Consider the following 23,748-nt stretch of genomic DNA (forward strand, 5'->3'; position numbering starts at 1 on the left):
TCGTTCGACAGCGGGCTCGGGCATGCGCTGCTGCCCGCCGCTCCGGCCGGCCTGGTACGCGGTGTCACCCGTCCTGCCGCCCCGCAGCCCACGCACGCCGCCGGGGGGCCGCTGCTGCTGAGGGCGGTGCGGCTGGAGGGGGTGGACGGTGCGGGAGACGTGGCCTCGGACGGGACGACGACCGTGCGGACAGCGGGGATCGCCCGTCGTCCGGATCCGGGGGAGGGGACGTCCGGTTCGACGGGATCCGGTTCGGGCTCGTCCGCCATACGGCCCTCCGGCACCGGTGCCGATGGTGACAACGACTCTGCGGGAAAGGGGAGCGCGTTCGACGTCGCTCCTCGGTCCCGTGGCCTCACGTCCCTGGATTCCCCCGCCGTCCTCTCCTCGTCACCTGCCACCGTCCAACGGGCCGCCGAGCCGGGCACGAGCCCGGTCGTGGCCCCTGCCGACACCGACCACCAGCCGGTCGTTCCCAGGACTCCGCTCGTACGGCGTGTGGCGGTCGTGCCGCCCGCAGCCGCCGACGGGGCTGCGCCCCGGCCGGCTTCCGCGGCGAACTCCGAGTCCGGTTCCGGAACTTGGGTCGGTTCCGGCCGCCGTACACCTCCGGGCCCGGCCGTCCAGCGCGCCGCGAACGAGACGTCGGGGACCCGGTCCGCCCGCTCCGGCGCCGAGGAATTACGACCGGCCGTCCAGCCCGCCGTGACGGAGGCGACCGGGCCGCAGCCGGGGGCACCCCGCACTTCCGGCGCCGACGGGTCCCACCCGGCCGTCCGCCTCAGCCCGTCGGGGCCTCGCCTGACCGTCGCCCGTCGTCCGGCCGGACCCGTGCGCCGGGTCGCCGCCGTGCGGCCCGCCAACCCTCCGGCGCCCGACACCGCCCCAACGCCTGACGCCTCCAGCACCACGACACCGGCCAGTACGGGCGTGGGCTCCACCGCCCCCGTACAGCGCGCCGCCACACCCCCGCACAGTCGCGCTCCCCTCGGTGCCCCGCTGAGCGAACTGCCGTCCACGGCGGCGCCGTTGGCGCAGGGCACCCTCGCGCCCGGCGCCGGAACCGCGCCCGGACCGGCCCTGCCCGTCGTCCAGCGCCAGTCCGACGCCCCGGGGCCGTACGACAGCGGTGCGGGCGCCACGAAGGGAACGGCACCCGCAGCCCCGGCCGACGCCCCGCGCCGGGCCCCGGCTCCCGGCAGCACGGGCGCCCGCGCGCGCGGTGGCCTGGGAGCTCCGCTGCCCGCGCTGCCGCCGAGCGCCGAACTGCCCGGTTCCGCCGCGTCCGGTGCTTCTCGTACGGCGCCCGGCCCGGACGTCCAGCGCGCTCCGGTACGTCAGGGCCGGAGCTCCGCAACCGCTCCGGTGCCGCCCACCGGGGCCGCGCCCCTCGCTCCGAGAGCGGACGCCCCGCTGCTGGGGACGGCCGACCAGCGCAGCGTCGCGGATCGCTCCACCACCGGGGGCACCCCCAAGGCCACTCCCGCGGACCACGGGAACGGCCCCGCCGGGCCGGTGGTGACGCCCTCCCCGGCCATCGCCCCCGACCGCCCGGAACCGGCAGACGCCGCAGCCACGGAAGGCGCGGCAGGAAAAGCGCGACGCCCCGGCACGGCGTCCGGTGCTTCTCGTACGGCGCCCGCCATGGCGTCCGGTGCTTCTCGTACGGCGCCCGGCACGGCGTCCGGTGCTTCTCGTACGGCGTCCGGTGGGGCGAGCGCCGGCGGGCCGGGCTCGGGAGGATCGCGCGCTGACGGACCGACCTCCGGCAGACCCCGAGCGGAGAGCCCGGGCTTGGGCGGGCAAAGGCCCCGACGCCCCGCCGCCCCGGGCCCGGTCGTCGTAGCCAGGGCCGTGGCCCCAGGCACCCGGCCCGCCCTCTCGGCAGACCCGCACCCCGTCACGGCGACCAGCTCCACAGCACACTCCGCTGCGGCGGCACCCCGCGCCCTCTCGCTGCTGGCCGCGCGCCCGCTCGTCGTGAGCACCCGGACCCCGGAAGGGGCGGCACCGCCCGCCGCCGCCCGCTCCGGCGGCCGTCCCGTGGTGGCGGCGCGCTGGCCCGGTGCACCGGCCGCCTCCCAGGGCGGCACCGCGCCACCCACCGGGGCGCCCGCACACCGGTTCGGCACATCGGCCACCTCCCCGGGCGGCTCCGGGGCCCCCATGCGCCCGGTACCCGGCCCGTCCGCGCCCGCCCAGGCCACACCGCGGCTCCAGCCAGCCGCGACCGCGCACCCCGGACCGCAGGGTAAGGACGCGGGCGTACGAACGACCGCCTCCCCGGCCCCGGTCCAGCGCGTCCCGGTCGTCCGTCCCGCGCCGCCCCGCCCGGTGACCGTCGACGCGACCTCCGCCGTACCGGCGAAGCCGCTGCCGGTGACCGCCCCGCAGGTGCCGCCGCTCGCGGACCGCCCGTCGGCCGCCACGGCACCGGTGGGACCCGTTCCCGTGGTCCGGCCGCGGACGGTCGCGCCGGGCGCCGGACCGGCGGCGGGCTCGGCCACCCCCGTGCAGCGCGAGGTCACCGACTCCGCCGGTGCCGACCTGCTCAAGGGCGTACCGGTCAAGGAGGTACCGGCGCGAGGCCGGTCGCGGTCGTCGTCCGCGTCATCGAGCTCATCCGCGTCGCCCGTATCCCCCGCCTCGCCCTCCGCCTCGGGCAAGGCCGCCGTCCGCCGCCCCGGCCCCCCGCAGGACGACCCCGGCCTCGACCTCGACGACCTCGCGCGCCGCCTGCTCGACCCGGTCTCGCGGCTGCTGCGCACCGAACTGCGGCGCGGCCGGGAACGTACCGGCCGCCCCTACGACGGACGCCGCTGAGGGCACGCCATGGACGATGAACGACTGACGGGCGAGTGACGGACGAATGACCGACAGCATCTTCGCGACGAGCGTGTTCTTCCGGCTCGCGATCGGCGGCAACGACCTGGGCGCGTTCCACACGTGCTCCGGGATGGGCGCCGAGGTCGAGCTGGAGACGTACGCCGAGGGCGGCAACAACGGCTTCACCTGGCAGCTGCCGGGCCGCGTGACCTGGTCGAACATCACGCTCACCCGGCCCGTCACCGCCGACACGGCGAAGATCGCCCGCTGGCTCGACGAGACGCTGAAGCGGGTGGAGCCCAAGGACGGCGAGATCGTGGCGCTGAAACCGGATCTGACGCGGATCATCAGCTGGCAGGTGTTCGGGATCGTCCCGGTGCGCTGGCAGGGTCCGTCCTTCGACCCCGCCGACTCCCAGGCGGCGGTGGAGACATTGGAGATCGCCCACCAGGGCCTGCGCCCGTCCTGACCCGCCCTCACGAAAACCGCCCTCAACAGCCGTCCCCGAAAGGAAGTCCCGGCATGTCCCCAGCGGTCCGCTCCAGCCGGGCCAGGGCTCAGCTGACCCTGAAGGAGCCCCCCACCTCCGTCGGCGCGAAACCCGGCGGGACCATCGCGCGGCTGAACCTCCAGTTCAACCCCTCCACCCTGGAGTTGCGCAAGACCACCGAGTGGCGGCGCACCCCGTCCCGGATGGCGGGGCAGTCGGCGCTGCCGGAGTTCGTCGGCAGCGGCCCGCGCACGCTGAGCCTGGAGGTGTTCCTGGATGCCACCGCCACCCACGACAACTCGGTGGAGCTGGCGGTGGAGAAGCTGATGAAGGGGTGCGTGCCGACCCCGGCCAGCCTGGGCCGCAAGAAGCCGGCCAGCCCGTGGGTGCGGTTCGAGTGGGGCACGGCGCGGACGACGTCATTCGACGGGGTGCTCTCCAGCCTGTCGGTGACGTACACGCTGTTCGACGTGGACGGAAAGCCGCTGCGGGCCACCTGCGCGCTGTCCATCGAGGAGGCGAGCGTCGATCCGGCGGGCCAGAACCCGACGTCCGGCGCGCGCACCGCCCGCAGCACACACACCGTGGTGGCGGGCGACAGCCTGGCCCTGCTGGCCTGGCGGGAGTACGGCGACGCGACGGCCTGGCGGGTCATCGCGGAGGCCAACGACATCGACGACCCGATGGCTCTCGTACCCGGCACCGAACTGGTGGTGCCGGGGCTGCGCGACACGGGCGCTGAGGAGGATCAGTGACCACACCCGAGGCGCGGGGCGGCCGGTCGTTCGCGGCCGACCCCGTCATCGAGACGCCCGCCGAACTCCCGCAGATCTGGGCCGCCCAGCTGGTGAACTGTGTGGTCGACGAGAACGTGGGCCTGCCGGACGCGGCCGTCCTCACCTTCCGCGACCCCGACCACGAGTTCCTGCAGAAGACGGGCATCACCATCGGCACCCCGCTGAAGGTGTCGGTGGTGACCGTGTCCGGGCAGGCACGCGAGCGGCTGTTCAGCGGCGAGGTGACCGCCCTGGAGCTGGACCGGGACCGCACGGGCTCGTTCACGGTGGTCCGCGCCTACTCCAAGGCGCACCGCCTGCAGCGGGGCCGCAAGGTGGTGGCGTACCGGAACATGACGGCGGCGGCGATCGTCCGCAAGGTGGCCGCCGGGGCCGGGCTGTCCTGCGGAACCGTGCAGGCCGCACCGGTCACCTACCGGCAGCTGTCGCAGGCGAACGTGTCCGACTGGGACTTCCTGCAGTTCCTGGCCAAGGAGAGCGGCGCGCAGGTGCACGTCGACGACAAGGGGCTGCTGCAGTTCACCAAGCCCCAGAAGGCGTCCGGCGCGCCGGCTCCGTCGACCCCGGCCACCCGCAGCCCGATGGTGCTGGAGTACGGGCGCAACCTGCTGGCGCTGCGGGCCTCGCTGTCGGCCGCGGACGGCGCGCAGCAGGTGGAGGTGCGCGGCTGGGACGTCACCACGAAGCGGCCGCTGGTGGCCCGCAAGCCGTCGGTCAACAGCGACACGGTGGTGCCGGGGCTGAGCCCGGCGTTCGCCGCCCGGTTCGGCAAGTCGTCGAAGCTGACCGTCACGGACACCCCGTACCGCACCCAGGCCGAGACGACGGCCGTCGCGGACGCGGTCGCCGGTCAGGTCAGCGCCGGATTCGGTGAGTTGGAGGCCCTGGTCGAGGGCAACCCCAAGCTGCGGGCGGGCAAGCCCGTGGCGCTCGGCAACGTCGGGCAGGCGTTCACCGGGAAGTACACGGCGACGGCGGTGCAGCACGTCCTCGAACCGCACGGCGGATACCGGACGACGGTGTGGGTCAGCGCCAGCCCGGACCGCTCCCTGACGGGCCTGGTGACCGGGGCGAACGCGCCGAGCCGCGGGCCGCGCATGCCCGGTCTGGCGATCGGTGTGGTGACGGACGTACGCGAGCCGGGGGGCGCCGAGTCCGGCGGCGTACGGCTGAAATTCCCCTGGCTGGACGACACTTACGTCACCGACTGGGTGCGCACCGTGCAGTGGGGCGGCAAGGGCGGTGGCGGCGTGGTCAGCCCGGAGGTCAACGACGAGGTCCTGGTCGGCTTCGAACAGGGCCTGCTGGACAGCCCGTACGTCATCGGCGGGCTCTACAACGGCGTGGACAAGCCGTCGCCGCACGACGTCCCACTGATAGACAAGACCACCGGCAAGATCAACCGACGCTCCATCGTGTCGCGTTCGGGGCACCGGGTGGAGCTGCTGGACACGAGGGCACCCGGCCGCTCCGGGGTGCGGCTGATGAGCGCTGACGAACGCCTCGAAGTGTTCCTGGACAACCGGAGGGGCCGCATCGAGCTGACCGTGTACGCCAGGAAGGGCCGCCGGCAACCCCTCACTTCCGTCCTGCTCGACAAGAAGGGCATCACCCTGGACGCGGGGCGCGGCAACGTGAGCGTGTCGGGCCGGAACGTGGACATCCAGGGCAGGGTCGGGGTGAAGATCGGCGGCCGTACGGTGAGCGTCAACGGCGCGTCGAACGTCACCGTCGACGGCGGTCTGCTGGGCGTCCTCAAGGCCAAGCTCATCCGGATCAACTGACCTCTGTCTCCCCGACCTTCCCAAGGAGCGTCCATGCCGGCCGCAGCCCGTACCGGTGACCCCACCAACCACGGCGGTGTGATCGCCACCCCGCCGCCCGGCGCCGCCGCGGCGGTGGCGCGTGTGCTGATCGGAGGCCGACCCGCCGCCGTCACGGGCAGCCTGCACACCTGCGTGATGCCGCCGCACGCGGCCCTGGGGCCGGGCAACGTGGTCATGCCCAACCCGGCCGTGCTCGCCTCGGGCGAGGTCCTCATCGGCGGGCTGCCGGCCGCGCGGATGCGCGACCAGACCACGTGCGGCGCGATGATCTCGGCCGGCGCCCTGAACGTCCTGATCGGGGGCGTGTGATGAGCGACCGGTTCATCGGCCGCGGCTGGGGGTTCCCGCTGCGGGTCGGACCGACCGGCGGGATCGGCATGGTCGAACGGGAGCGGGAGATCGAGGAGGCCATCCGTCTGGTCCTCGGCACCGCGCCCGGCGAGCGCCCCATGCGCCCCGAGTTCGGCTGCGGCATCCACGACTACGTGTTCGCGCCCGGCGACGGTGCCACCGCCGGACGTATCGCCCAGCAGGTGCGCGAGGCCCTGGAGCGGTGGGAGCCGCGCATCGCGGTCGACGACGTGGTGGTCGCCTTCGACGCCGTCGAGGCCGGGACCCTCTACATCGACGTGCACTACACCCTGCGTTCCACCAACGACCGGCGCAACCTGGTCTTTCCCTTCTACACGATCCCCTCCGAGGAGGGGGCCGAGGAATGGGGCGCCGCCTGATGGCCCTGCCCTCCCCCAACCTGGACGACCGGCGGTTCCAGCAGCTCGTCGACGAGGCGAAGCGGTACGTGCAGCAGCGCGCCCCCGAGTGGACCGACCACAACGTCTCCGACCCGGGCGTCACCCTGATCGAGACGTTCGCCTACCTCGTGGACCAGCTGCTGTACCGGCTGAACCGGGTCCCGGACAAGAACTACACCGCCTTCCTGGACCTGCTCGGCATCCGTCTGTTCCCGCCCGCCGCGGCCGTGGCCGATGTCGACTTCTGGCTGTCGGCGCCGCAGTCCGACACGGTGACACTGACCCCGGGCACCGAGGTGACCACCGCGGGCGGCGAGGCCGACGAGGCCGTGGTCTTCACGACGACCGACGAACTGCGCATCCTGCCCAGCGAATTGATCCGCCTGGTGACCGCGCCCCGCACCGGTGGGCAGACCGACCGGACCGGGGAGCTCGCCGAGGGCCGCGACATACCCGCCTTCCAGGCCGCACCCCAGCCCGGCGACGCGCTCCTGTTCGGCCTGCCGACGGCGGTGCCGCGGTGCGTGGTCGCGGTACGCCTGGACAGCCGCGTGGAGGGCATCGGAGTCGACCCGCGCCAGCCCCCGCTGGTGTGGGAGGCGTGGGACGGCGGCGGCTGGCAGGTGTGCGAGACCGGCGAGGACTCCACCGGCGGCCTGAACCGGCCCGGCGAGGTCATCCTGTACGTTCCGGCCGGGCACACGGCGTCGGTGATCGGCGGCACCCGGGCCGGCTGGCTGCGCTGCAGGGTCACCGAGGCGGAGCCCGGCCAGCCGTTCTACTCGGAGTCCCCGACGGTGCGGGAGGCGGCGGTGTTCACCGTGGGCGGCACCATGACCGTCGAGCACGCCGAGAGCGAGACCGACGTGCCGCTCGGCACATCGGAGGGCGTCGGCGGGCAGACGTTCCGGCTCGGCCGCCCGCCCGTCCTCCTCGACAGGGAGCCCCCCGTGGTCGAGGTGTCCTCGGCCGAGGGCTGGCAGCGCTGGGACGTGGTCGAGCACTTCGGCCGCTCGGGCCCGGCCGACCGTCATGTCCGAGTCGACGCCACCACCGGCGAGTTCACCTTTCCGCCGACGCTGCGCGAACCGGACGGCACACTGCGGCAGTGCGGCGCCGTGCCGCCCAAGGGCGCCCAGATCCGGGTGGCCCGCTATCGCACCGGCGGCGGCCCGGCGGGGAACGTCGCCCGCGGCGCGATTTCCGTACTGCGCAGCTCCGTCCCCTACGTCGCACGCGTCGTCAACCGGGAGGCGGCGAGCGGGGGCGTCGCCGGCGAGACGATCGCCAACGCCAGACTGCGGGCGCCGGACGCACTGCGCATGCAGGAACGCGCCGTCACCGCCGAGGACTACGAGATCATCGCCGGCCAGGCGGCACCCTCGGTACGCCGGGTCCGCTGCCTGCCCGCCGCGGAGGGCGCGGGCGCGGTCCGGGTGCTGGTGGTGCCGGACGCGGTGGCGGACGAGGGCGACGACCGCCTCCGCTTCGAGCAGCTGATCCCGTCCGACCAGGTTCTCCGGGCGATCACCACGAGCCTCGACGAACGCCGCCTGATCGGCACCCGCCTGGTCGTCGAGCCGCCGGCCTACCAGGGCGTCACCGTGGTCGCCAGGCTCGCGGCGGCCCCCGCCGACACCGACCGCGTCCGCGACGCGGCCCTGGCCGCGCTGTTCCGCCACCTCAACCCGCTGGTCGGCGGCCCGGACGGCACCGGCTGGCCCTTCGGGCGACCGGTCCAGTACGGCGACGTCTTCGGTGTCCTCCAACGCGCCACCGGCAACGCGCTGGTCGAGGAGATCCTGCTGTTCCCCGCCGACCCGATCACCGGGCGACGCGGCGCACCGACGGACCGCGTCGACGTGGCGGCGGGCGCGCTGGTCTTCTCGTACCAGCACCAGGTGGTCGTCACGGCCGTGGAGCCGGAGGCCCGGGGGTGAGCCGCGCGGCCGTACCGGGTCTGCCGAGCCGTCACCCGATCGGTGAGCAACTGCCCGCGCTGTACGCCGAGGACGACTTCGCGCAGCGCTTCACCGGCGGACTCGACACCGTCCTCGCCCCGGTGTTCGCGACCCTCGACAATCTGCCCGCCTATCTCGACCCCCGGGTGACCCCGGCCGACTTCCTGGCCTGGCTGGCGTCCTGGGTGGGCGCCGCCGACGACCCGCAGTGGCCGGTGGAACGGCGCCGCGAGGCGGTCGCCCGCGCGGTGGAGCTGCACCGGTGGCGCGGTACCCGGCGCGGCCTGGCCGAGGCTCTGCGGCTCGCACTCGGCGTGCACACCGAGGTCACCGGGGACGGCGGCGCGGTGTGGTCGAGCACCCCCGGCGCCGACCTGCCGCCGGAGCCCCCCGCCGAGGTCCTGGTCCGGGTGTGGCCGGACCGCGAGGCCCGGGTGGACCCGGCGAGGGTCCACGAGGTCGTCAGGGCCATGTGCCCGGTGCACGCCGTCTGCCGGGTGGAACTTCTGCCCGGCCCGCCCATCGACGAAGGGAGGTGACGCCATGCGCGCCTGTCCCGCGTGCGGGGCGTCCAACGGCTCCACGGACGACTTCTGCGGCAACTGCGGGGCGTATTTGGGGTGGTCGGACAGTACGGCGGCTTCGGACACGGCGGCTTCGAGTGCGTCGTCTTCGGGCACGCCCGCGGATCCGCCGGCCCTCGGTACGTCCGCGGATCCGTCGGCCCCCGACGCGTCCTCGGCACCGTCGGCCCCGAGCCCCCCTGCCGAACCTCCGGCCGCACCGGGTGCCGCACGGCGCGACGCCGCCCCGTCGGCGCCCTCGCCACCCGCGGCTGAGGAGCCGGCGTCCGCCGCGCCCGCCCGCGGCCCGTCGTTGCGCACCCGGCTGACGGGCCGGGGCCGTGGCGCGGCGCGGGGGGCGAGCACGGCGCCTGCCGCGGGCTCACGATCCGGCGACGGCGACAGCGAGGGCTCCGGGACCGTCTCCGGCCAGGACGGGACCCCAAGCCCCACACCCCGGCCCGGCCCCGACGACGCCGGGGCCGGGCCCTCCGCTCCCGCCTCTCGCCCGACCACCGGCGAGGCCTCCCGCGCCGACGAAGCCGCCGCCAAGGGCGCGGCGGCCGCGGCCCCCACCCTCCACCCGGCTCCGGCCACTCCACCCGCTCCGGCCCCCCGGAACGCGCCGGGCCCCCGGCCCCCGGCCGCCCCTACCCCCGGCACGCCGACTCCCGCCCCCATCCAGCCCGTACGCCCCGCAAAGCCGGTGGCCCCCCGCCCGGTCGTACGCCCCGCAGAGGCCTCCGACGAAGTGGCAGGCGCGCCCTGCCCCTCCTGCGGCACCCCCAATCCGCCCGGCCGTCGGTTCTGCCGGCGTTGCGCGACCGCGCTGAACCCCGCCGCAATGCCCGAACCGCTGCCGTGGTGGCGGACCGTGTGGCCGTTCCGCCGTCGGGTGCGGGCGAGTTCGGGCAGGGCGGTGCGGCTCCTGGTGATCCTGGCCGTGGTGGTGGCGCTGTGCGCCGGCGCTCTCCTGCTGCTGCCCGCCGGACGCGCCCTGTTCGAGGACACCCGGGACAAACTGGGCAAGGCCAAGCCCATCACCCCGGTGGACATCAAGGCGAGCGCCGAGTCCCCCCGGCACCCGGCGAAGAACAGCACCGACGGACTGAGCAACAGCTACTGGGGCGCACCCGGGCCCGGCGCCTCGGTGACGTACACCTTCCGCAAGCCGTTCCGCCTGGTCGACCTGATCATCACCAACGGCCCGTCCAAGGACCCGGAGGCCTACACCGGCGAGGCACGCGCACTCCAGATGGACCTGGAGGTGAGGACGCAGGACGGCGAGCAGCAGCACAAGCAGCTCACCCTCAGCGACAAACCCGGCTCGCAGACGATCAACACCGCCATCAGCGACGTGAAGACGGTACGCCTGGTCCTACGCTCGCCCGTGGGACTGACCTCGGGCCGTCAACTGGCCGTGGCGGAGGTGGAGTTCTTCCAGCGGGGCTGACGCGGGGCCGACCGCGACCGGTTCTGCGACGGCTGACCCGGCTGATCCCCCGATCCACCCGCGTCAACCGGCGCGACGGCCGGCGGTAGTCGCCGGCGTGTGCCTCCGCCCGTCGCCGCTTCGACGCCTGACGGCTGCAGCACGCGCACGCGCCGCCATGGGCCGGACCTCACTCGGGCGGTTCGTCGGGTCGGCCACTGTGATCTTCACAGTGGGCCGACCAGCCTGCTCGGTCGCACTGCGGTGTGCCGTCTGCACGAGGTACGCGCAGGGCGGTGGACCGAGCGCCGGGCGCCGGGCGTTTCGGGACAGTTACGCATGGAGGCGGCCGAGCGATCCGCCAGAGGTGACAACACGGCCGTTCTCGCCCGTGGCCTGCGCGTCACCGTCCGCTCGGTGCAGCGCGGGCGAAAGACGTGGAGCGAGGGCGGCCCGCGGACTCTGGCCCCGAAGGGCCCCTGCCTCGCTGCCCATGAGGCATGCGCGTGATCGGGGCGGGTGCTGGCCGCTTTCCGCAGCCAGGGGTTGGCGTCCCCTGGCTGCCTCTGCCGGGGGTCGGGATACTGACCGGGTGATCGCCACAGCGAGCGCGGGCAAGCACGACCTACTGCGCCGCCTGGGGGCGGACGAGCCGGTCGACTACCGTTCCCGGGACTTCACCGAGGCCGGTCCGGTCGACGTGGTGTTCGACCTGGTCGGAGGCGAGGACGGCGCACGCTGCGCCCGCACCGTCGCCCCCGGCGGCCTGCTGGTCAGCGCCTGTCCCCAGGACACCGGCGTCACGCCGGAACTGATCACCGAACTCGGCATCCGGCACGCGGTCACCTTCGTCACCCGTCCGCGCCCGACCTGGCCCGACTGGCGGCTTTCGTCGCGGCCGGACGGCTCACCGTCCACGTCGACCAGGTGCTGCCGCTGGCCGAGGTGGTCAAGGCACACGAGATCGTCGCTGCGGGCGCAGCGCAAACGCGACGGCAGCGGCCCGCAGGCCGTCTGTGTGAACAAGCGTTGCAGTGTCCGGAGACGGTGACAGCGCCGTCGCGGGCCGACGACTCTCCTTCCCCTGGCCCGCGCCCCTCCCGCATCGTGGTCACGACAACCGAGCACCACAGGGCACGGGGCATCCGCCGCCGGACCCTTTCCATGAACCCTTCCACGGACTCCATGAAATGGGGATACGCCACCATGGCTTCCACCCTCCGCACCAGGTCCTTACTCGTCGCCGCCGCGTTCCTCGCCGGCACCACGCTGCTGACCGCCTGCCAGGACGACGCCACGGGCGCCGGCTCCTCGTCGCAGACCGATACGCCCCCGGCGTCGGCGGAGGCGGCAGCGAAGTCCGGGGCGAAGAAGCCCAAGGGGGTCAGCGGGACCTTCAAGGGCGGCACGGTGGAATACCTCGCCCCCGGCAAGCACATCGTCAAGGCAGCCGGCAAGGAACAGCAGTTCTTCGTCGCGGAGGACACCAGGATCTACGGCGCGGGCACCATCTGCGGCGAGTACAACCCCGCCGCCGACACGCCCTGCACGGCCGACGACCTGGACAAGGCGCTGAAGAGCGGATCCGTCGCCGCGGACGTGGTGATGAAGGACGGCGTCGCCACCACGGTCACCGAGCGCCCGGCACCGGATGAGGGTGCCCCGGCCGAGGGCGGGGACGACAACGGCCGGGACTCGGCCCTCGACGGCATCAACAAGGGCAAGGGCGTTTCCGGCACCTGGTTCGGCACCGTGACCTACCTGGCGCCGGGAAAGTACACGGTGTCGGACCTGAAGGGCACCGAGCAGCAATTCTTCGTCGCCACCGACACCGAGATCTGGGGTTGGGGCGACATCTGCGGCGACGCCAACGGCGGCGAGGGCGGGCAGGGCGGCACCGCGTGCACCGAGGACGAACTGGAGGCGGCCGCCAAGGCAGGCGGTGTGTCCGCGGAGGTCGTCGTGGTCAACGGCATCGCCACCACCATCACCGACGACCACTGACCCGGATTCCGGCCCCGGAGGACGCCGCGCTGCCCCCACGCTCCCTTGCGCAAGCACCTGCGCCATCCATTGCGCCCGGGCCGCGTCGGTGTTCACCGGTCGTCGTCATAGCGGCGCGGCCGGCCCGAGTGGGCTGCGTCATCGAGACCCTCCAGCCCGCGTTCGGCGAACCGTCCGCGCCACTTGCGGACCGTGTTCACGCACACCGTCAGTTGGCGGGCGATCGCCGCGTTGCCCGCCCCGTCGGCTGCGGCCAGTACGATCCGGGCCCGGAGGACTTGCCTCACCTGCGCTTTCGCTGAGGAGGCGACCCGTTGCAGCCTCTCGCGCGTCTCCCGGTCCACTTCCACAGCCACTGCCGCATCCCGCTCTGATCCCGTCCCCACAGCCAGGGATCATGGCGGGAGGCGGCCGGGTTCGGCAGGATGGGGCCGTGCCGAAGAACCCGCCTGAGTCCATGCAGCGCCACCTGCGCCAGCGGCTGAACACCCACGCTGCCGAGCGATGGCCGCAGCTGACCCGGGTCCACGTCCGTTTCCGGGCGGGCTTCGCCTACGTGGACGGCGAGTTGAAGGAAGGCGAGCGACTGCCCCTGTGCCGATTGCGCTTCGCCGGTGTGTTGCACACATGGGGCTTCGCCCTCTACCTCGCCAGTCGAGACAGCTACCAGGACAACTTCCTACCTAACGGACTCCCCTCCGGAAGCCCCGAAGAATGCCTGGACTGTGCCTCCGGCCTCTACCTCGACGGCATGCCAGCCTGACCCCCTCCACGAACTTGCGCGGAGCAGTACCAATAACTTCAGTAGCAGCAGTACGCCAGCTGGGGAGGGCTCCACATCTGCGACTGCCCCTCCATACGTTGCCCTTGACCGTGCTCCGGTGGTCAGGCGTCCTGGCGCGGCCCGCCGTATCGGAGCTGCTCCACGAGGGCGAGGAAGAGGAAGAGATTCGGGATCTTCTTGACCGGCATCCTTGCCCAGGGCAGTTTCTTGCCGACCTTGCGCAACACCAACACTCCCTGTGAGAGCTCGACCTTCTCGATCTGCGGCCACGTCAGGCTGTCCTTTGAGGTGGCCACACCGCCCAGGTTGACCGAGAGCTCCCCGTAGGTCAGGGTCCCGCCCTGCTCCAGCCCGGCGAGCAGTCCGGGGAGCTGTGCCCGGGTGATCTCCTGCTGCAACGCCGGGCCCCAGCGCTCAGGCTGGTCGTAGAAGCCGGTCACCTTGAGCGTCGTACCGTCCGCGCGATAGAGCGTGTAGACGTAGGTGGTGCCGACATACATGCCGTTTGCGTACCGCTCGGTGATCTCCTGAAGCACCGTCATCGTGTCCCAGCGGAAAACGGACACTTCGCCGCTCTTCCCCACCTCGGCCAGGCCATGTTCGAAGAGGTGCAGTCGGCGGGCAGCCTGCTTGCGCGAGAGATTGGGCGTCTGGGCAGCGAGCCAGAGGAAGTAAGCGCCCAGGGGAGGAAGGATCAGGGAAACGGTCCCCATGAGCAGAAGGGCAGCGATCCGCACAGGGCCGACCCGCTTGGGCAGGAAGGTCTCACGCAGTTGTCCGAGCCCTTCAGTCCCCAGAGGTGCCGTCTGGGGGGCTGATGTCTGCCCGGAGTCTTGCTGAGCGGCGGATTTGACCATGAGTCGTGCTCCCTACCGTGGTGTTTCAGAAATGTGGTGGCCATTGTTGCGGTCGGGCCCGACGGCGGTACGCGTCGGGGGGCTTGACGGCCACCGGAACCGGCACGCCGGCCGAGGATCCACAGCCTCCGTCTCACCTGCACCCAGCACTCTCCCCAGCTCCCATCCCGTACGCCGTCGACCCACACACCGTGGAGCGGGCGTGGTTCATGGCGTCCAGGTGGAGCGCGCCACTGTACGAACGACTGTGAGGATTGCTCACGGACCGCGTCTGCTCGGCTCTGCCTGGCTCGATGGCGGACGGGATGGGAGCATCCCGCGCACGCCACTACGGACCTGCGGGCGGCGACGGCGCCCTCCCGCAAGGACCCGCTCTACGCGGCCTTGGTGCTCGCCATCGCCATGGGCCTCCGCCAGGGCGAGATCGTCGGGCTGCGCTGGTCGGACGTTGACCTCGACGGCCGCGTGCTGCGCGAGGCCATGAGTCACATGGACCGGCTGCTGCGGAGGCGTCCCGGTCGTGAGTGACCACCGGAGTTGAAGTCACATACGTATCGAGGGTCCCGGACCATGATCGGTCTGGGGCCTTGGGACTGGGCCAGCAGGAGTCCGACGTCGCCGCGTGATCCCATACCTCGTTGCGGACAGACTGCCCTTCATGAGATCGGAAGGCATGGCCACCGAGGCACAGATCAAGAAGCGGCGATGAACGACGGCCTGCCCTTTTTCCGCTATCACCCAGACCCCCTCGCCAGCGGGTCCATCCGTGCGTCCGCCGAGAGGTGCGCCTGCTGCAGCCGCAGCACGGGTTGGATATACACAGCAACCTTCTACACCGCCCACGAGGTCCGCGGACCTTTCTGCCCATGGTGTATCGCGGACGGGAGCGCGGCTGAACGCTTCGCAGGTAAATTCACCGACTCCTACGGGCTCGACGGCGTCAGTGAGGACGTCTTGCATGAGGTCACCCGCCGCACACCTGGCTTCCACTCCTGGCAGGATCCACACTGGCTCGTCCACTGCCACGACGCGGCGGCCTTCGTGGGCGAAGTCGGGTACACCGAGTTGGCGGCGCATCCGGAAGCCCTCGACCGATTGCGGGCCGACATGCGCATGGAGGGCTGGCACGACGAAAACCAGCTTGAGCACTTCTTGAACCACCTGGGCGAGGGGGCGACTGCCATGCTCTTCCGTTGCACCGTCTGTGGGGTCCACCTCGCCTACGTCGACGCATCCTGAAGATCGTCCGCCTTGGCGAGTCTGCGGTAGCAGATGAGGGTGCGGGGGACAGTGACCGCACCCGTTGAGGTCAGAAGTGGATGTCAAAGGCCCCGGACCATGATCGGTCCGGGGCCTTTGCGCTGGTGCCCCCGGCAGGATTCGAACCTGCTACACCCGCTTCAGGAGTTCGGTCTGACCGCCTGTCCACCCGTGTTGCGCGGGGCGGCCGTGACCGTGTCAGACCGCACCGCGCCGCCGCTGTCCGCTGTCGTTGATGTCAGGCATGGATGTCACCTCACGCCAGCTGGGATGACTTGCGCCGCTTGCGTGTCTTCGCCTTGCGTTCGGCTTCCTTGCGCTTCTCGATGGTGTACGACGACCACTCGCCACGGTGCAGGTTGCATCGCGACGCACCAACCATCGTCAGCCGCCGGCACCGAGTGCCCTTCTCCGTGAGCGCTCCACACCTGGACTGCGTACGGCACATGTCCTCTGTGGAAGGCGCACTGCTCCGCGCAGCGGTGCACGGCGGCCCAAGGAGGTTGCTCGGGGGCGCACGCTTTCCAACTGTGGTGGTGGGGTCTTGGGCATCGTTCGGAGCCGTTCACCTGGGTTCATGGGCGGATGGCCACTGGCGTGGGGACGGCTCCGGGTTTCGTCTGAATGACCGTGAACGGGGCTGAATGAGACGGAAACTGAGACGGCCGCGCTCCTCCGCAGCACGGGAGACGGCCCGCGGCCAGCTGCCGAAGTCACCGTCATTCGTGGAGCTAAGCCACCTTGAGGCGCGCCGCACGCATGCCTGAGGCGGGCTCCTGTGCATCGTCGAGTAGGAAGATTTCGTCTTCCCTGAAGTCTGGGGCCTGGAAGGGGTTTGTCGTCGGAGGCGGCGACGCTGCAGTGGAGCAGCGGGGTTGCTTTTCCGGAGCGGAGAACAGCGACGTTGGATCGATGAGAGGTCTCTCTTTCGTTACAGGTCCCTAATGGGGCCTGGAGTGCCGTGACCGGGCACAGTGGTCCTACAGCTTGGTCATCTTGGCGTACGGGCTCAAGATTCGCATTTGCGCCGAGCCGAAATCCACCAGCGCCGCGAATCCGTCCTCGATGCTGATTACCCGGCCGAGACCGTGCACGTCATGTGTAACCTGGTCGCCCGTGGCGAAGTGCTTGGGAGCCGGTGTGACCGGGGCCTTGAAGGGGCTGGTAGGCAAGTGACGCTTCGGTGCAGCACGCTTTGTCATGACTCAGTATGAGCCTACGTGTATCCCGCTCGCTGTGGCCGTCGACACAGATCCGGACGAGAGCAACCGCGTTATGCCACTGACCTGCGGTTTCGAGACTTGGTGAGGCGAAACTCGGCCGCAGGCTCCTTCGCTGACCGTGGCTGATCTCTGTACTTGGCACGGTTGGGGCACGAACCTCAGCCGACGACAGTCAGCCACGATGGTGAGTGCGCCGACCGATCAGGCGCGCGGGCGCTCCAGCCACGCCCACCGGCTGCAGTCAGCTACCGGCTCGTGCCGTCGACCAGAGAAAGCCGCGACGGCCGGCCCGTGGTACCTGACTCGCAAGGCTCTCAGCTTGGGAAGCTGCGGGCATTTGCGGCCGGTTTGCGCGCTGACCTGGGCGAGCGGCCTGGGCGTAGCGTCGTCGGGCAGGGCGGCTTTCACCGTGATTCCCCGCTGTTCGCCGCTCGATCTGGTGCGGTAGTGGTGCGGAGCTGCGGCGTCCAGGAGGTGATCAAGCTGATCACCTCCTTTCCTGGGCCTCCTCCCCGTCCGGGATGCCCGGCTGGTAGCGTCCGGCACCATGTGGGCGCAAGAGATCGTGGCCGGACGACCGGCTTGGCGGCACACCCCTTCCGGAGTGGTCTTCCGGGCTGTTCCCGGTGGGACGTTCCGGATGGGCTTGTCCGACGCGGAACTGGACGCGGTTCGTGCCATCGAGCGAGCCGACGGCGCCGATGACGACCTCGAAGCGTTCTTCGCCGGCGCTGTCCGGGCCCGGCCGGTACGAGAAGTGCGAGTCGAGCCGTTCCTGATCGCCCGGCATCCGCTCACGGTGGCGCAAGTACGGCACTGGCTGCCCGAGTACGAGGACAGCTTCGCCGACTCGGCTTCGAGCACGGCCCGGCTCGAGGACGACTTGGACGACCTGCTGGAGCCGTTGCCCTTCCGGCTGCCCAGCGAGGCGGAGTGGGAGTACGCGGCCCGGGCGGGCACGACTACCCTGACCTTCCGCGGGGACGGGAGGCCGGACGAGGGCCAGGTGCTCGACGACTTCGCCGACGAGGAGCGCACCGCCGCCGCCGAGAACGCCTTCGGGCTGGCGGCGATGGGATCGGCGAACGAGATCTGCGCCGACGTGTGGATCCCGCACTTCACGGACGCGCCGGTGGGCGCACGCCCCCGCACCGGGGACGGACCGCGGGTGGTGCGCGGAGGCGGCGGCGACCTCTATCCGTGGCAGGGCTGCGACGAGTGGCTGCTGTTGCTCTCCGCCACCCGCGACGCGTTCCAGAACTTCACCGCGGTCCGCCCGGTCGCACCCGTGCCAACCAGCCAGGGGTATGCCGAGCACAGGGGCAACACGTAGACAGGCCGCGCCCCGGGGAGTCCGGCACAGCGACAGGTCCCCTACCGGCGGAAAAACTGCGGACAGGCGGCCTGTTCGTGCGGGCTTACTTCTTCTTGCCCTGGGTCTTGCCGGGGATCTTGGTGACCTGCGTTTTCCCTGCTCAGGGGCAGTGGTCCCGTGCGCCTGGTGGTGGTCGCTGGTCGTTGTTGGCCACTGTTGAGCGTCCTCGGACGGCCCAGAGACGGCCCGAGCGGGGGTGTCGAGGGCACCCCTCGATGCGAACTACGGGCGGGGCGGTCGCTGCTGTACAGCAGCCGAGCCGGCGCTTAGAAGATGCGGGCACACCTGGGCGGTCTGGCTCAGTGAGCCCAGGTGCGGCTGTGGTGCGTGCATTCGCCAGCCACGCTCCGGGCCACCTACCGCTTCTGCGCCCTGTAGCGCTTCATCAGCGCAGTGATCCGTGCGTGATCCGCCTGGCCGTTGAGCTCGGCCACGAGATCGTCAGGACACAACTCGTAGAGATCCCCCCACCATCGACGTCCTCGGTTGTCCCAGACCCGGTATCCACCAGGCACGCCTCGGGCGACGTAGCGTCTCCTGCTCACGGTCCCCCTGGTCCGGGCACGTTTCGTGCTGTCTCCATCAGCGAGTCGCCCCCTGCACGACCTAGCGGCCGTCTGGTACAGCCCCCGTCCCGGACTCCGGTGCACATCCTCACCGTGCTGGGTTCTCCCAGGGGTCGTAGCGCTTGAGGGCCGTCTGTTCTGGTAGCCCGAGCCGCTTGGACGCCCGGCGGCGCTCCCGGACTTCTGCAGTCGACCGCGGCCGGTAGCCGGGACCTCCGCAACCGCATGAGTGGAAGGTGAGGCCCGCCCGCAGCGTGGCCCGAAGTGCTTCCCAAGCGTTCTTGTCTCTACGGCGAGGGATGGCAAGGTCGAACCCAGCGTTGATCATCGGGGTGCGGCAGCGCGGGCACGGATGCGCTCGCGGCGGTAGCGGGTTCTGCTTGAACGACGACCGGCAGGCCAGACACACGAAGTGCGGTTTGTAAGGGGTCGCGTATCGGCACATGACGACAGAGTAGAGAGGGTGCCCCGACACGACCACCGCTTTAAGACCGTGTCCTATGTGGTGATCACTCGTTGGGCTGTCCATGGGGCGGGGTACGTGGAGTTGGATTGTTCCGGACGGGTTGTGGGAGATCGCAGAACCGCTGATCCCGCCGTCGAAAGTACGGCCGCAAGGCGGCGGAACGCAGGACACGCCTGATGAGACGCTGTTCGCGGCCATCATCTACGTCCTGGTGAGCGGTTGCGCCTGGCGGTCTTTGCCGCCGTGCTTCGGCATATCGAAGTCGACGGCTCACCGCCGGTTCTTGATCTGGTCGAGAGCCGGCGTGTGGGGCCGGCTGCATGAAGAGATCTTGCACCGGCTCGACGATGCTGACCTGCTGGACGTCTCCCGCGCTGTGCTCGACTCCGCCCACGTCAGAGCGAAAAAGGGGGCGAACACACAGGTCCGAGCCCCGTGGACCGGGGCAAGCCGGGTTCCAAGATGCACGTCCTGTCGGACGCGAACGGACTGCCCCTCCTCGTTGGCCTCTCGGCCGCCAACGTCCACGACAGCCTCGCGCTGAAGCCCATGATCATGGGTCACCAAACGAGACACGACCCCCACCGCGGCCGCCATCTTAAACCTCAGCGGCTGCACGCCGACAAGGCATACGATGTCCCTCACCTGCGGAAATGGTTGCGCGGCAAGCGCATCGGAGTCCGGATCGCGCGCAAGGGCATCGAGTCCAGCGAACGACTCGGACGCCGCAGATGGGTCATCGAGCGAACGATGTCCTGGCTGACCGGCTACCGCCGACTCAACCACCGCTACGAACGCCATCCCCGCAACTACCTGGCATTTCTCGGCCTCGCCGCAGCCATCTGCTGCTACAAACGGCTCGTCCGCCTCACCACATAGGACACGGTCTTAGTGGCACGCGTGTGGCACGACCCCTGAAACGGCTAAGGGCCAGCCTGGGAGGGAAACACTCCTGAGCTGGCCCTTCTGGCTGTGCCCCCGGCAGGATTCGAACCTGCGACACCCGCTTTAGGAGAGCGGTGCTCTATCCCCTGAGCTACGAAGGCGGGGCTTGCGGTCGGTGGGGCCGGAGCTGTGGGTGAGCGGCCGGTCACGCCTGGGCAAGGTGGTGACCGCCGTTGCGGCGGTCCCTGACAGAGTAGCGGATCAGCGCCGTGCGGTGGGGGGAGCCCTGCGGTGCCGGCAGGTGGTTCGGCCGGGACGGGGTGGTCAGGTCAGGGGGACGGGGGTGAAGCGGGAGGCCATGTGGAGGTCCGACTCGATGCGGGCGGCCGTCTCCCGCAGGGCGGGGAGCAGGTGCTCGACGCACTCCTCGCGCGTGTGGCGGGCCGCGTGCATGGCCAGGTTCGCCGCGGCCACCACCGCGCCCGCGCGGTCGCGGACCGGGACGGCGAGCGAGCGCAGGCCCTCCTCCAGTTCCTCGTCCACCAGGGCGTAGCCCGCCGAGCCCACCTCGGGCAGGGGGGCGGGCGGGGCCGCGGCGGTCGGCCGGTCCGCCAGGAGGACGCGGCCGAGGGCCGTGGGGTGGGCCGGCAGGCGTGTGCCCACGGTGATGTTCACGCTCATGATGCGGTTCGTGGTCGCTCGGGCGGTGTACTGGATCTCCTCGCCCGAGGGCGTCAGCACCGCCAGCGACGCCGACTCCTGGACCCGGGCGGCCAGGTCCTCCAGGTGGGGCTGCGCGATGCGGGGCAGCGAGGTCCGGGACAGGGGTGGGAAGCCGAGGGACAGCACCCGGGGTGTGAGGGTGAAGGTGCGCTTGTCCTCCTGCTTGACCAGGCCCAGGTGTTCGTAGGTGATCAGGGCCCTGCGCGCCGTCGCCCGGGCCAGTCCCGTCGCCTTGGCCACCTCCGTCAGGGGCAGGGCGGTCCTGCCCTCGCCGAAAGCCGTCAGGACGGTCAGGCCGCGGGCCAGGGACTCGATGAACTCCCGGCCCAGTTCCTGTTTTGACGCGGCCGTCCAGACCGCCAGGCCGGAAGGCGGCGGTGATGCCTGCGACGGCGGGGCCTCGCTCAGGTCCCGTTCCATCGCCGCGACCGTCGCCCGGAGGCGGGGGAGCAGCGTGTCGTGGAGGTTCTGGGCCGAGTGGCGGCTCGTGTGGCTGACGACGCTGGCCACGCACGCGATCCGGCGGGTGTCCGGGGCGCGTACGGGCACCGAGACCGCGACCAGGCCCGGCTCGATCAGCTGGTCGTCCAGCGCCCAGTCGTCCTGCCGCGCCCGCGCGGTGCGCTGTTCGAAGTCTTCGGGGAGGGGAGCGCCGGACGCTCGCTTCGTGGCGATCGCCGGGGTGTCCTCCCGGCGTGGTACCGCCGGGAAGCCGCTGTCCTCCGGGTCCGCCGCGCGCCGTTCGCGCCAGTGCCGCCAGTCCTCGTCCGTCCACTCCGTCGCGAACAGCGGTCCGGGGGCGGTGCGTTCGGCCGGGAGCAGGTCGCCGATGCGGAAGCTCAGCGACATCGCGCGGCGCCGGGTCGCCTGGTGGATGAAGCGGATGCCGTCGCGGTCGCCGACCGCCAGCGACACCGACTCGTCCAGTTCGTCGGCGAGGGCGTCGGCGCGCGCGTCGAGCAGGGCCGGCAGGCGCAGGGCGGCCAGGTAGGCGTTGCCCAGTTCCATGAGGCGGGGGGTGAGGGTCGCGTCCCGGCCGTCGAGGCGGACGTAGCCCATGCGCGCGAGGGTCGCGGTGATGCGGTCCACCGTGGAACGGGCCAGGCCCGTCGCCCGCTCCAGGCCGCTGAGGCTCAGGGTGCCGCCTGCCTCCGTGAGCTGCCGCAGGACAGCCACCCCGCGGATCAGCGGAGCGACCGCTTCAGAGGGGAGGGGCGCTGCGGGTGCGTGGGCGCGCACGGGTGCGGGGCCCGCCGCAGCTCCGGGTCCGGTGCCGGATCCAGCCCCGGTCCCGCCGTCGGCTCCGGATTCTTCGGCGCCGGCGGCCTCGTCGGTCTCGTCGGCCTCCGTCGTGGTGTTCGCGGGCATCGGTTCTCCGGTACGGCGGTCGCAGCAGGCCTACGGTAGTCCCGGTCTCGTTCCTCGCGGGTTCCCCCACCGGGAGAACTCCTCACCGCGAAGACTCCTCACCGGGAGAACTCCTCACCGGGACTGCGACTCACCGACTCACCGACTCACCGACTCACCGGGAAGAGAAGGACGCACCAAGGCGCCCCCCGGCTCAGCGCCGTGTCACCCGTACCCGGTAGTTCCCCTCGAGGTCCGCTGCCGCGACGGCGATCTGGATACCCCGCTTCGGGTCCTTGAAGGTCTGGCCCGGTACGAAGGCCGCGTCGGAGAGCTCCGCGTGCACGTTGGGGCTGCGGGTGCAGCCGCCGCTGTCGCGGTGGGCGTCGTAGATCTGGATGGGGCCGCGGCCGGTGTCGATGTTCGCGTCGACCTTGTAGATGAGGAGGCCCGGGCGGCACACCATCTCGTCGTTGCCGTCCTGGGTGCGCAGTTCGACGGCGTAGCCGGTGCGGCCGTCGAGGGGGACGAAGACCAGCTTGGGCCCGCCCACGCGGCCCAGCGGCGTCAGCCTGTACTCGGCCGTGCCCCGTTTCGCCGCGCAGCTCACCTGGGTGGCCTCCAGCCAGCCCAGCTTCCACTTGTGCCAGCCGAGCAGGTCGTTGTTGGCCCCCCAGTCCTCGCTCATGATGTCCCAGTGGCCGACGGCGCCTCCGCCCTCGGGCGTGTACAGGTCGGGCAGACCGAAGACGTGGCCGTTCTCGTGGGGCAGGACCCGGTAGCCGGTGCGGTCGTAGGAGCCGGAGCCGTCGTCCTGGCGGGAGTAGACGAAGGAGGCGTTCGCCACCGGGACACCGTCGGCGACGGGGGCGTCCGGGTTGCCGGCGAACGTGACGGACAGGACCGTGTCGAGGGCGGACGGGCCCGCGTTCGGGGTGACCAGGACGTTCAGGAGGTCGTAGTCGCGGAAGTCCACCTTCGGGTCGGCGGCGGAGACGATGTCCTGGACCAGCCTGCGGTAGCCGGGGTCGAACGGGGCGCCGCGTTCTATGCGGTACTCCTTGAACGGCTTGGGCATCCGCAGCCATCGGGGTATCGGGGTCTCGGGGCGGTAGTCCAGGCGGCCGTAGGAGGCGGCGCGGAACCATTCCTGCGTCTGCGGGAAGAACTCGTGGAGGCGGTCGAGCGCGCTGCCCTCCCCGCGGGCGTCGGAGAAGTCGACCATCAGGGTCAGGGCGTGGACGGTGCCGGTCGACCGTGCGTAGCCGCTGAGGGTGGGTATGCCCTCCGACATCTGCACGGCGCGGTGGCCGTTGATCAGACAGGGGCTGAGGGCGGGGGAGCGGGTGAGGTCGGTGGATATCGCACCGGCCGCCCAGGAGCCGGCCCTGAGGTGCCCGGTGCCCGCCGAGGTGCCGACCGCCAGGATCAGCGCGGACACGGAGGCGAGGGCGGCCGCACGGCGCGTGCGTATCCGGGCGCGGCGCGGCTGCGGCTGCATGCATGGACCTTTCGCTCCCAGGCAGCCGCCGGTCTCCGGCTGCACCCTTTCGATCACCCTGTGTCGTGGGTGCGGGGGGCGCGCGCTGAGAGAGACCGATCGTGGGATTC

20 protein-coding genes, 1 tRNA gene and 2 pseudogenes are annotated in these 23,748 nt (G+C 71.7%); 16 read left to right on the plus strand and 7 right to left on the minus strand.

Going from position 1 to position 23,748, the window contains the following annotated elements:
• The first annotated feature begins 2,334 nt into the window (after positions 1-2,334).
• The 11 genes and pseudogenes from ABZ920_RS23280 to ABZ920_RS23330 all read left to right on the plus strand — a co-directional run bounded on the left by ABZ920_RS23280 (position 2,335) and on the right by ABZ920_RS23330 (position 12,651).
• Positions 2,335-2,823 (plus strand): hypothetical protein, encoded by a 489-nt coding sequence (locus ABZ920_RS23280; RefSeq protein ID WP_361508172.1) that lies wholly within the window; start codon positions 2,335-2,337, stop codon positions 2,821-2,823.
• A 46-nt stretch (positions 2,824-2,869) separates the two neighbouring features.
• A complete protein-coding gene (locus tag ABZ920_RS23285) occupies positions 2,870-3,295 on the plus strand; it encodes a phage tail protein (RefSeq protein WP_361508175.1) in 426 nt (141 codons plus the stop codon).
• Between the two features lie 53 nt (positions 3,296-3,348).
• Positions 3,349-4,071: a LysM peptidoglycan-binding domain-containing protein gene (locus tag ABZ920_RS23290; RefSeq protein WP_361508178.1), complete on the plus strand. Its 723-nt coding sequence runs from the start codon at positions 3,349-3,351 to the stop codon at positions 4,069-4,071.
• Positions 4,068-5,897 (plus strand): VgrG-related protein, encoded by a 1,830-nt coding sequence (locus ABZ920_RS23295; protein ID WP_361508181.1) that lies wholly within the window; start codon positions 4,068-4,070, stop codon positions 5,895-5,897. Before ABZ920_RS23290 ends, ABZ920_RS23295 begins: the two co-directional genes overlap by 4 nt.
• Before the next feature lie 33 nt (positions 5,898-5,930).
• Positions 5,931-6,248: a PAAR domain-containing protein gene (locus ABZ920_RS23300; RefSeq protein ID WP_361508183.1), complete on the plus strand. Its 318-nt coding sequence runs from the start codon at positions 5,931-5,933 to the stop codon at positions 6,246-6,248.
• Complete coding sequence (locus ABZ920_RS23305; protein WP_361508186.1) at positions 6,248-6,670, plus strand: GPW/gp25 family protein; 423 nt, start codon at positions 6,248-6,250, stop codon at positions 6,668-6,670. Before ABZ920_RS23300 ends, ABZ920_RS23305 begins: the two co-directional genes overlap by 1 nt.
• The gene (locus ABZ920_RS23310; RefSeq protein WP_361508290.1) at positions 6,670-8,631 is read left to right on the plus strand and encodes a putative baseplate assembly protein; all 1,962 of its coding nucleotides are present in this window, start codon (positions 6,670-6,672) and stop codon (positions 8,629-8,631) included. Before ABZ920_RS23305 ends, ABZ920_RS23310 begins: the two co-directional genes overlap by 1 nt.
• A complete protein-coding gene (locus tag ABZ920_RS23315; RefSeq protein WP_361508189.1) occupies positions 8,628-9,191 on the plus strand; it encodes a phage tail protein in 564 nt (187 codons plus the stop codon). The genes ABZ920_RS23310 and ABZ920_RS23315 overlap by 4 nt, the downstream gene beginning before the upstream one ends.
• Before the next feature lie 868 nt (positions 9,192-10,059).
• A complete protein-coding gene (locus ABZ920_RS23320; RefSeq protein ID WP_361508191.1) occupies positions 10,060-10,668 on the plus strand; it encodes a zinc ribbon domain-containing protein in 609 nt (202 codons plus the stop codon).
• A 472-nt stretch (positions 10,669-11,140) separates the two neighbouring features.
• Positions 11,141-11,571 (plus strand): annotated as a pseudogene (locus ABZ920_RS23325) (zinc-binding dehydrogenase); the annotation flags it as partial.
• A gap of 282 nt (positions 11,572-11,853) precedes the next feature.
• Positions 11,854-12,651 (plus strand): hypothetical protein, encoded by a 798-nt coding sequence (locus ABZ920_RS23330; RefSeq protein ID WP_361508293.1) that lies wholly within the window; start codon positions 11,854-11,856, stop codon positions 12,649-12,651.
• Between the two features lie 101 nt (positions 12,652-12,752).
• Here ABZ920_RS23330 and ABZ920_RS23335 read toward each other — a convergent pair.
• A pseudogene (locus ABZ920_RS23335) lies at positions 12,753-12,932 on the minus strand (helix-turn-helix domain-containing protein); the annotation flags it as partial.
• A 152-nt stretch (positions 12,933-13,084) separates the two neighbouring features.
• Here ABZ920_RS23335 and ABZ920_RS23340 point away from each other — a divergent pair.
• Positions 13,085-13,414: a hypothetical protein gene (locus tag ABZ920_RS23340; protein ID WP_361508194.1), complete on the plus strand. Its 330-nt coding sequence runs from the start codon at positions 13,085-13,087 to the stop codon at positions 13,412-13,414.
• Positions 13,415-13,536: 122 nt separating this feature from the next.
• On the opposite strand, the gene ABZ920_RS23345 is transcribed toward ABZ920_RS23340, so the two are convergent.
• Positions 13,537-14,292, minus strand: coding sequence for a DUF6585 family protein (locus tag ABZ920_RS23345; protein WP_361508197.1), 756 nt, complete (start codon positions 14,290-14,292; stop codon positions 13,537-13,539).
• Between the two features lie 387 nt (positions 14,293-14,679).
• Here ABZ920_RS23345 and ABZ920_RS23350 point away from each other — a divergent pair, with 387 nt between their 5' ends.
• Both ABZ920_RS23350 and ABZ920_RS23355 read left to right on the plus strand, forming a co-directional pair.
• The gene (locus ABZ920_RS23350) at positions 14,680-14,820 is read left to right on the plus strand and encodes a hypothetical protein (RefSeq protein ID WP_361508200.1); all 141 of its coding nucleotides are present in this window, start codon (positions 14,680-14,682) and stop codon (positions 14,818-14,820) included.
• A gap of 177 nt (positions 14,821-14,997) precedes the next feature.
• Complete coding sequence (locus ABZ920_RS23355; RefSeq protein WP_361508203.1) at positions 14,998-15,531, plus strand: CbrC family protein; 534 nt, start codon at positions 14,998-15,000, stop codon at positions 15,529-15,531.
• A gap of 1,001 nt (positions 15,532-16,532) precedes the next feature.
• Here ABZ920_RS23355 and ABZ920_RS23360 read toward each other — a convergent pair.
• Positions 16,533-16,754 (minus strand): hypothetical protein, encoded by a 222-nt coding sequence (locus ABZ920_RS23360; protein WP_361508206.1) that lies wholly within the window; start codon positions 16,752-16,754, stop codon positions 16,533-16,535.
• Positions 16,755-17,415: 661 nt separating this feature from the next.
• Between ABZ920_RS23360 and ABZ920_RS23365 the strand changes: the two genes are divergently transcribed.
• Entirely contained in the window at positions 17,416-18,108 is a 693-nt protein-coding gene (locus ABZ920_RS23365; RefSeq protein ID WP_361508209.1) for an SUMF1/EgtB/PvdO family nonheme iron enzyme, read from the plus strand.
• Positions 18,109-18,506: 398 nt separating this feature from the next.
• Here the strand turns inward: ABZ920_RS23365 and ABZ920_RS23370 are convergent, their stop codons facing one another.
• Positions 18,507-18,695 carry a hypothetical protein gene (locus ABZ920_RS23370; RefSeq protein ID WP_361508212.1) on the minus strand — a complete coding sequence of 63 codons (189 nt, stop codon included), beginning with the start codon at positions 18,693-18,695 and terminating at the stop codon, positions 18,507-18,509.
• Between the two features lie 548 nt (positions 18,696-19,243).
• Between ABZ920_RS23370 and ABZ920_RS23375 the strand changes: the two genes are divergently transcribed.
• A protein-coding gene (locus tag ABZ920_RS23375) for an IS5 family transposase (RefSeq protein WP_361508215.1) occupies positions 19,244-20,061 on the plus strand; the annotation gives its coding sequence in 2 pieces (ribosomal slippage) (positions 19,244-19,586 and positions 19,586-20,061; 819 coding nt in all).
• Between the two features lie 94 nt (positions 20,062-20,155).
• Here the strand turns inward: ABZ920_RS23375 and ABZ920_RS23380 are convergent.
• From ABZ920_RS23380 to ABZ920_RS23390, 3 genes are all read right to left on the minus strand, one after another.
• A tRNA-Arg gene (locus ABZ920_RS23380) sits at positions 20,156-20,228 on the minus strand.
• 163 nt (positions 20,229-20,391) lie between these two features.
• Positions 20,392-21,966: an IclR family transcriptional regulator C-terminal domain-containing protein gene (locus ABZ920_RS23385; RefSeq protein WP_361508218.1), complete on the minus strand. Its 1,575-nt coding sequence runs from the start codon at positions 21,964-21,966 to the stop codon at positions 20,392-20,394.
• A gap of 385 nt (positions 21,967-22,351) precedes the next feature.
• Complete coding sequence (locus tag ABZ920_RS23390) at positions 22,352-23,638, minus strand: M6 family metalloprotease domain-containing protein (protein ID WP_361508221.1); 1,287 nt, start codon at positions 23,636-23,638, stop codon at positions 22,352-22,354.
• Positions 23,639-23,748 lie beyond the last annotated feature (110 nt).

This window comes from Streptomyces sp. NPDC046831, from assembly GCF_040645305.1.
Classification (GTDB): domain Bacteria; phylum Actinomycetota; class Actinomycetes; order Streptomycetales; family Streptomycetaceae; genus Streptomyces.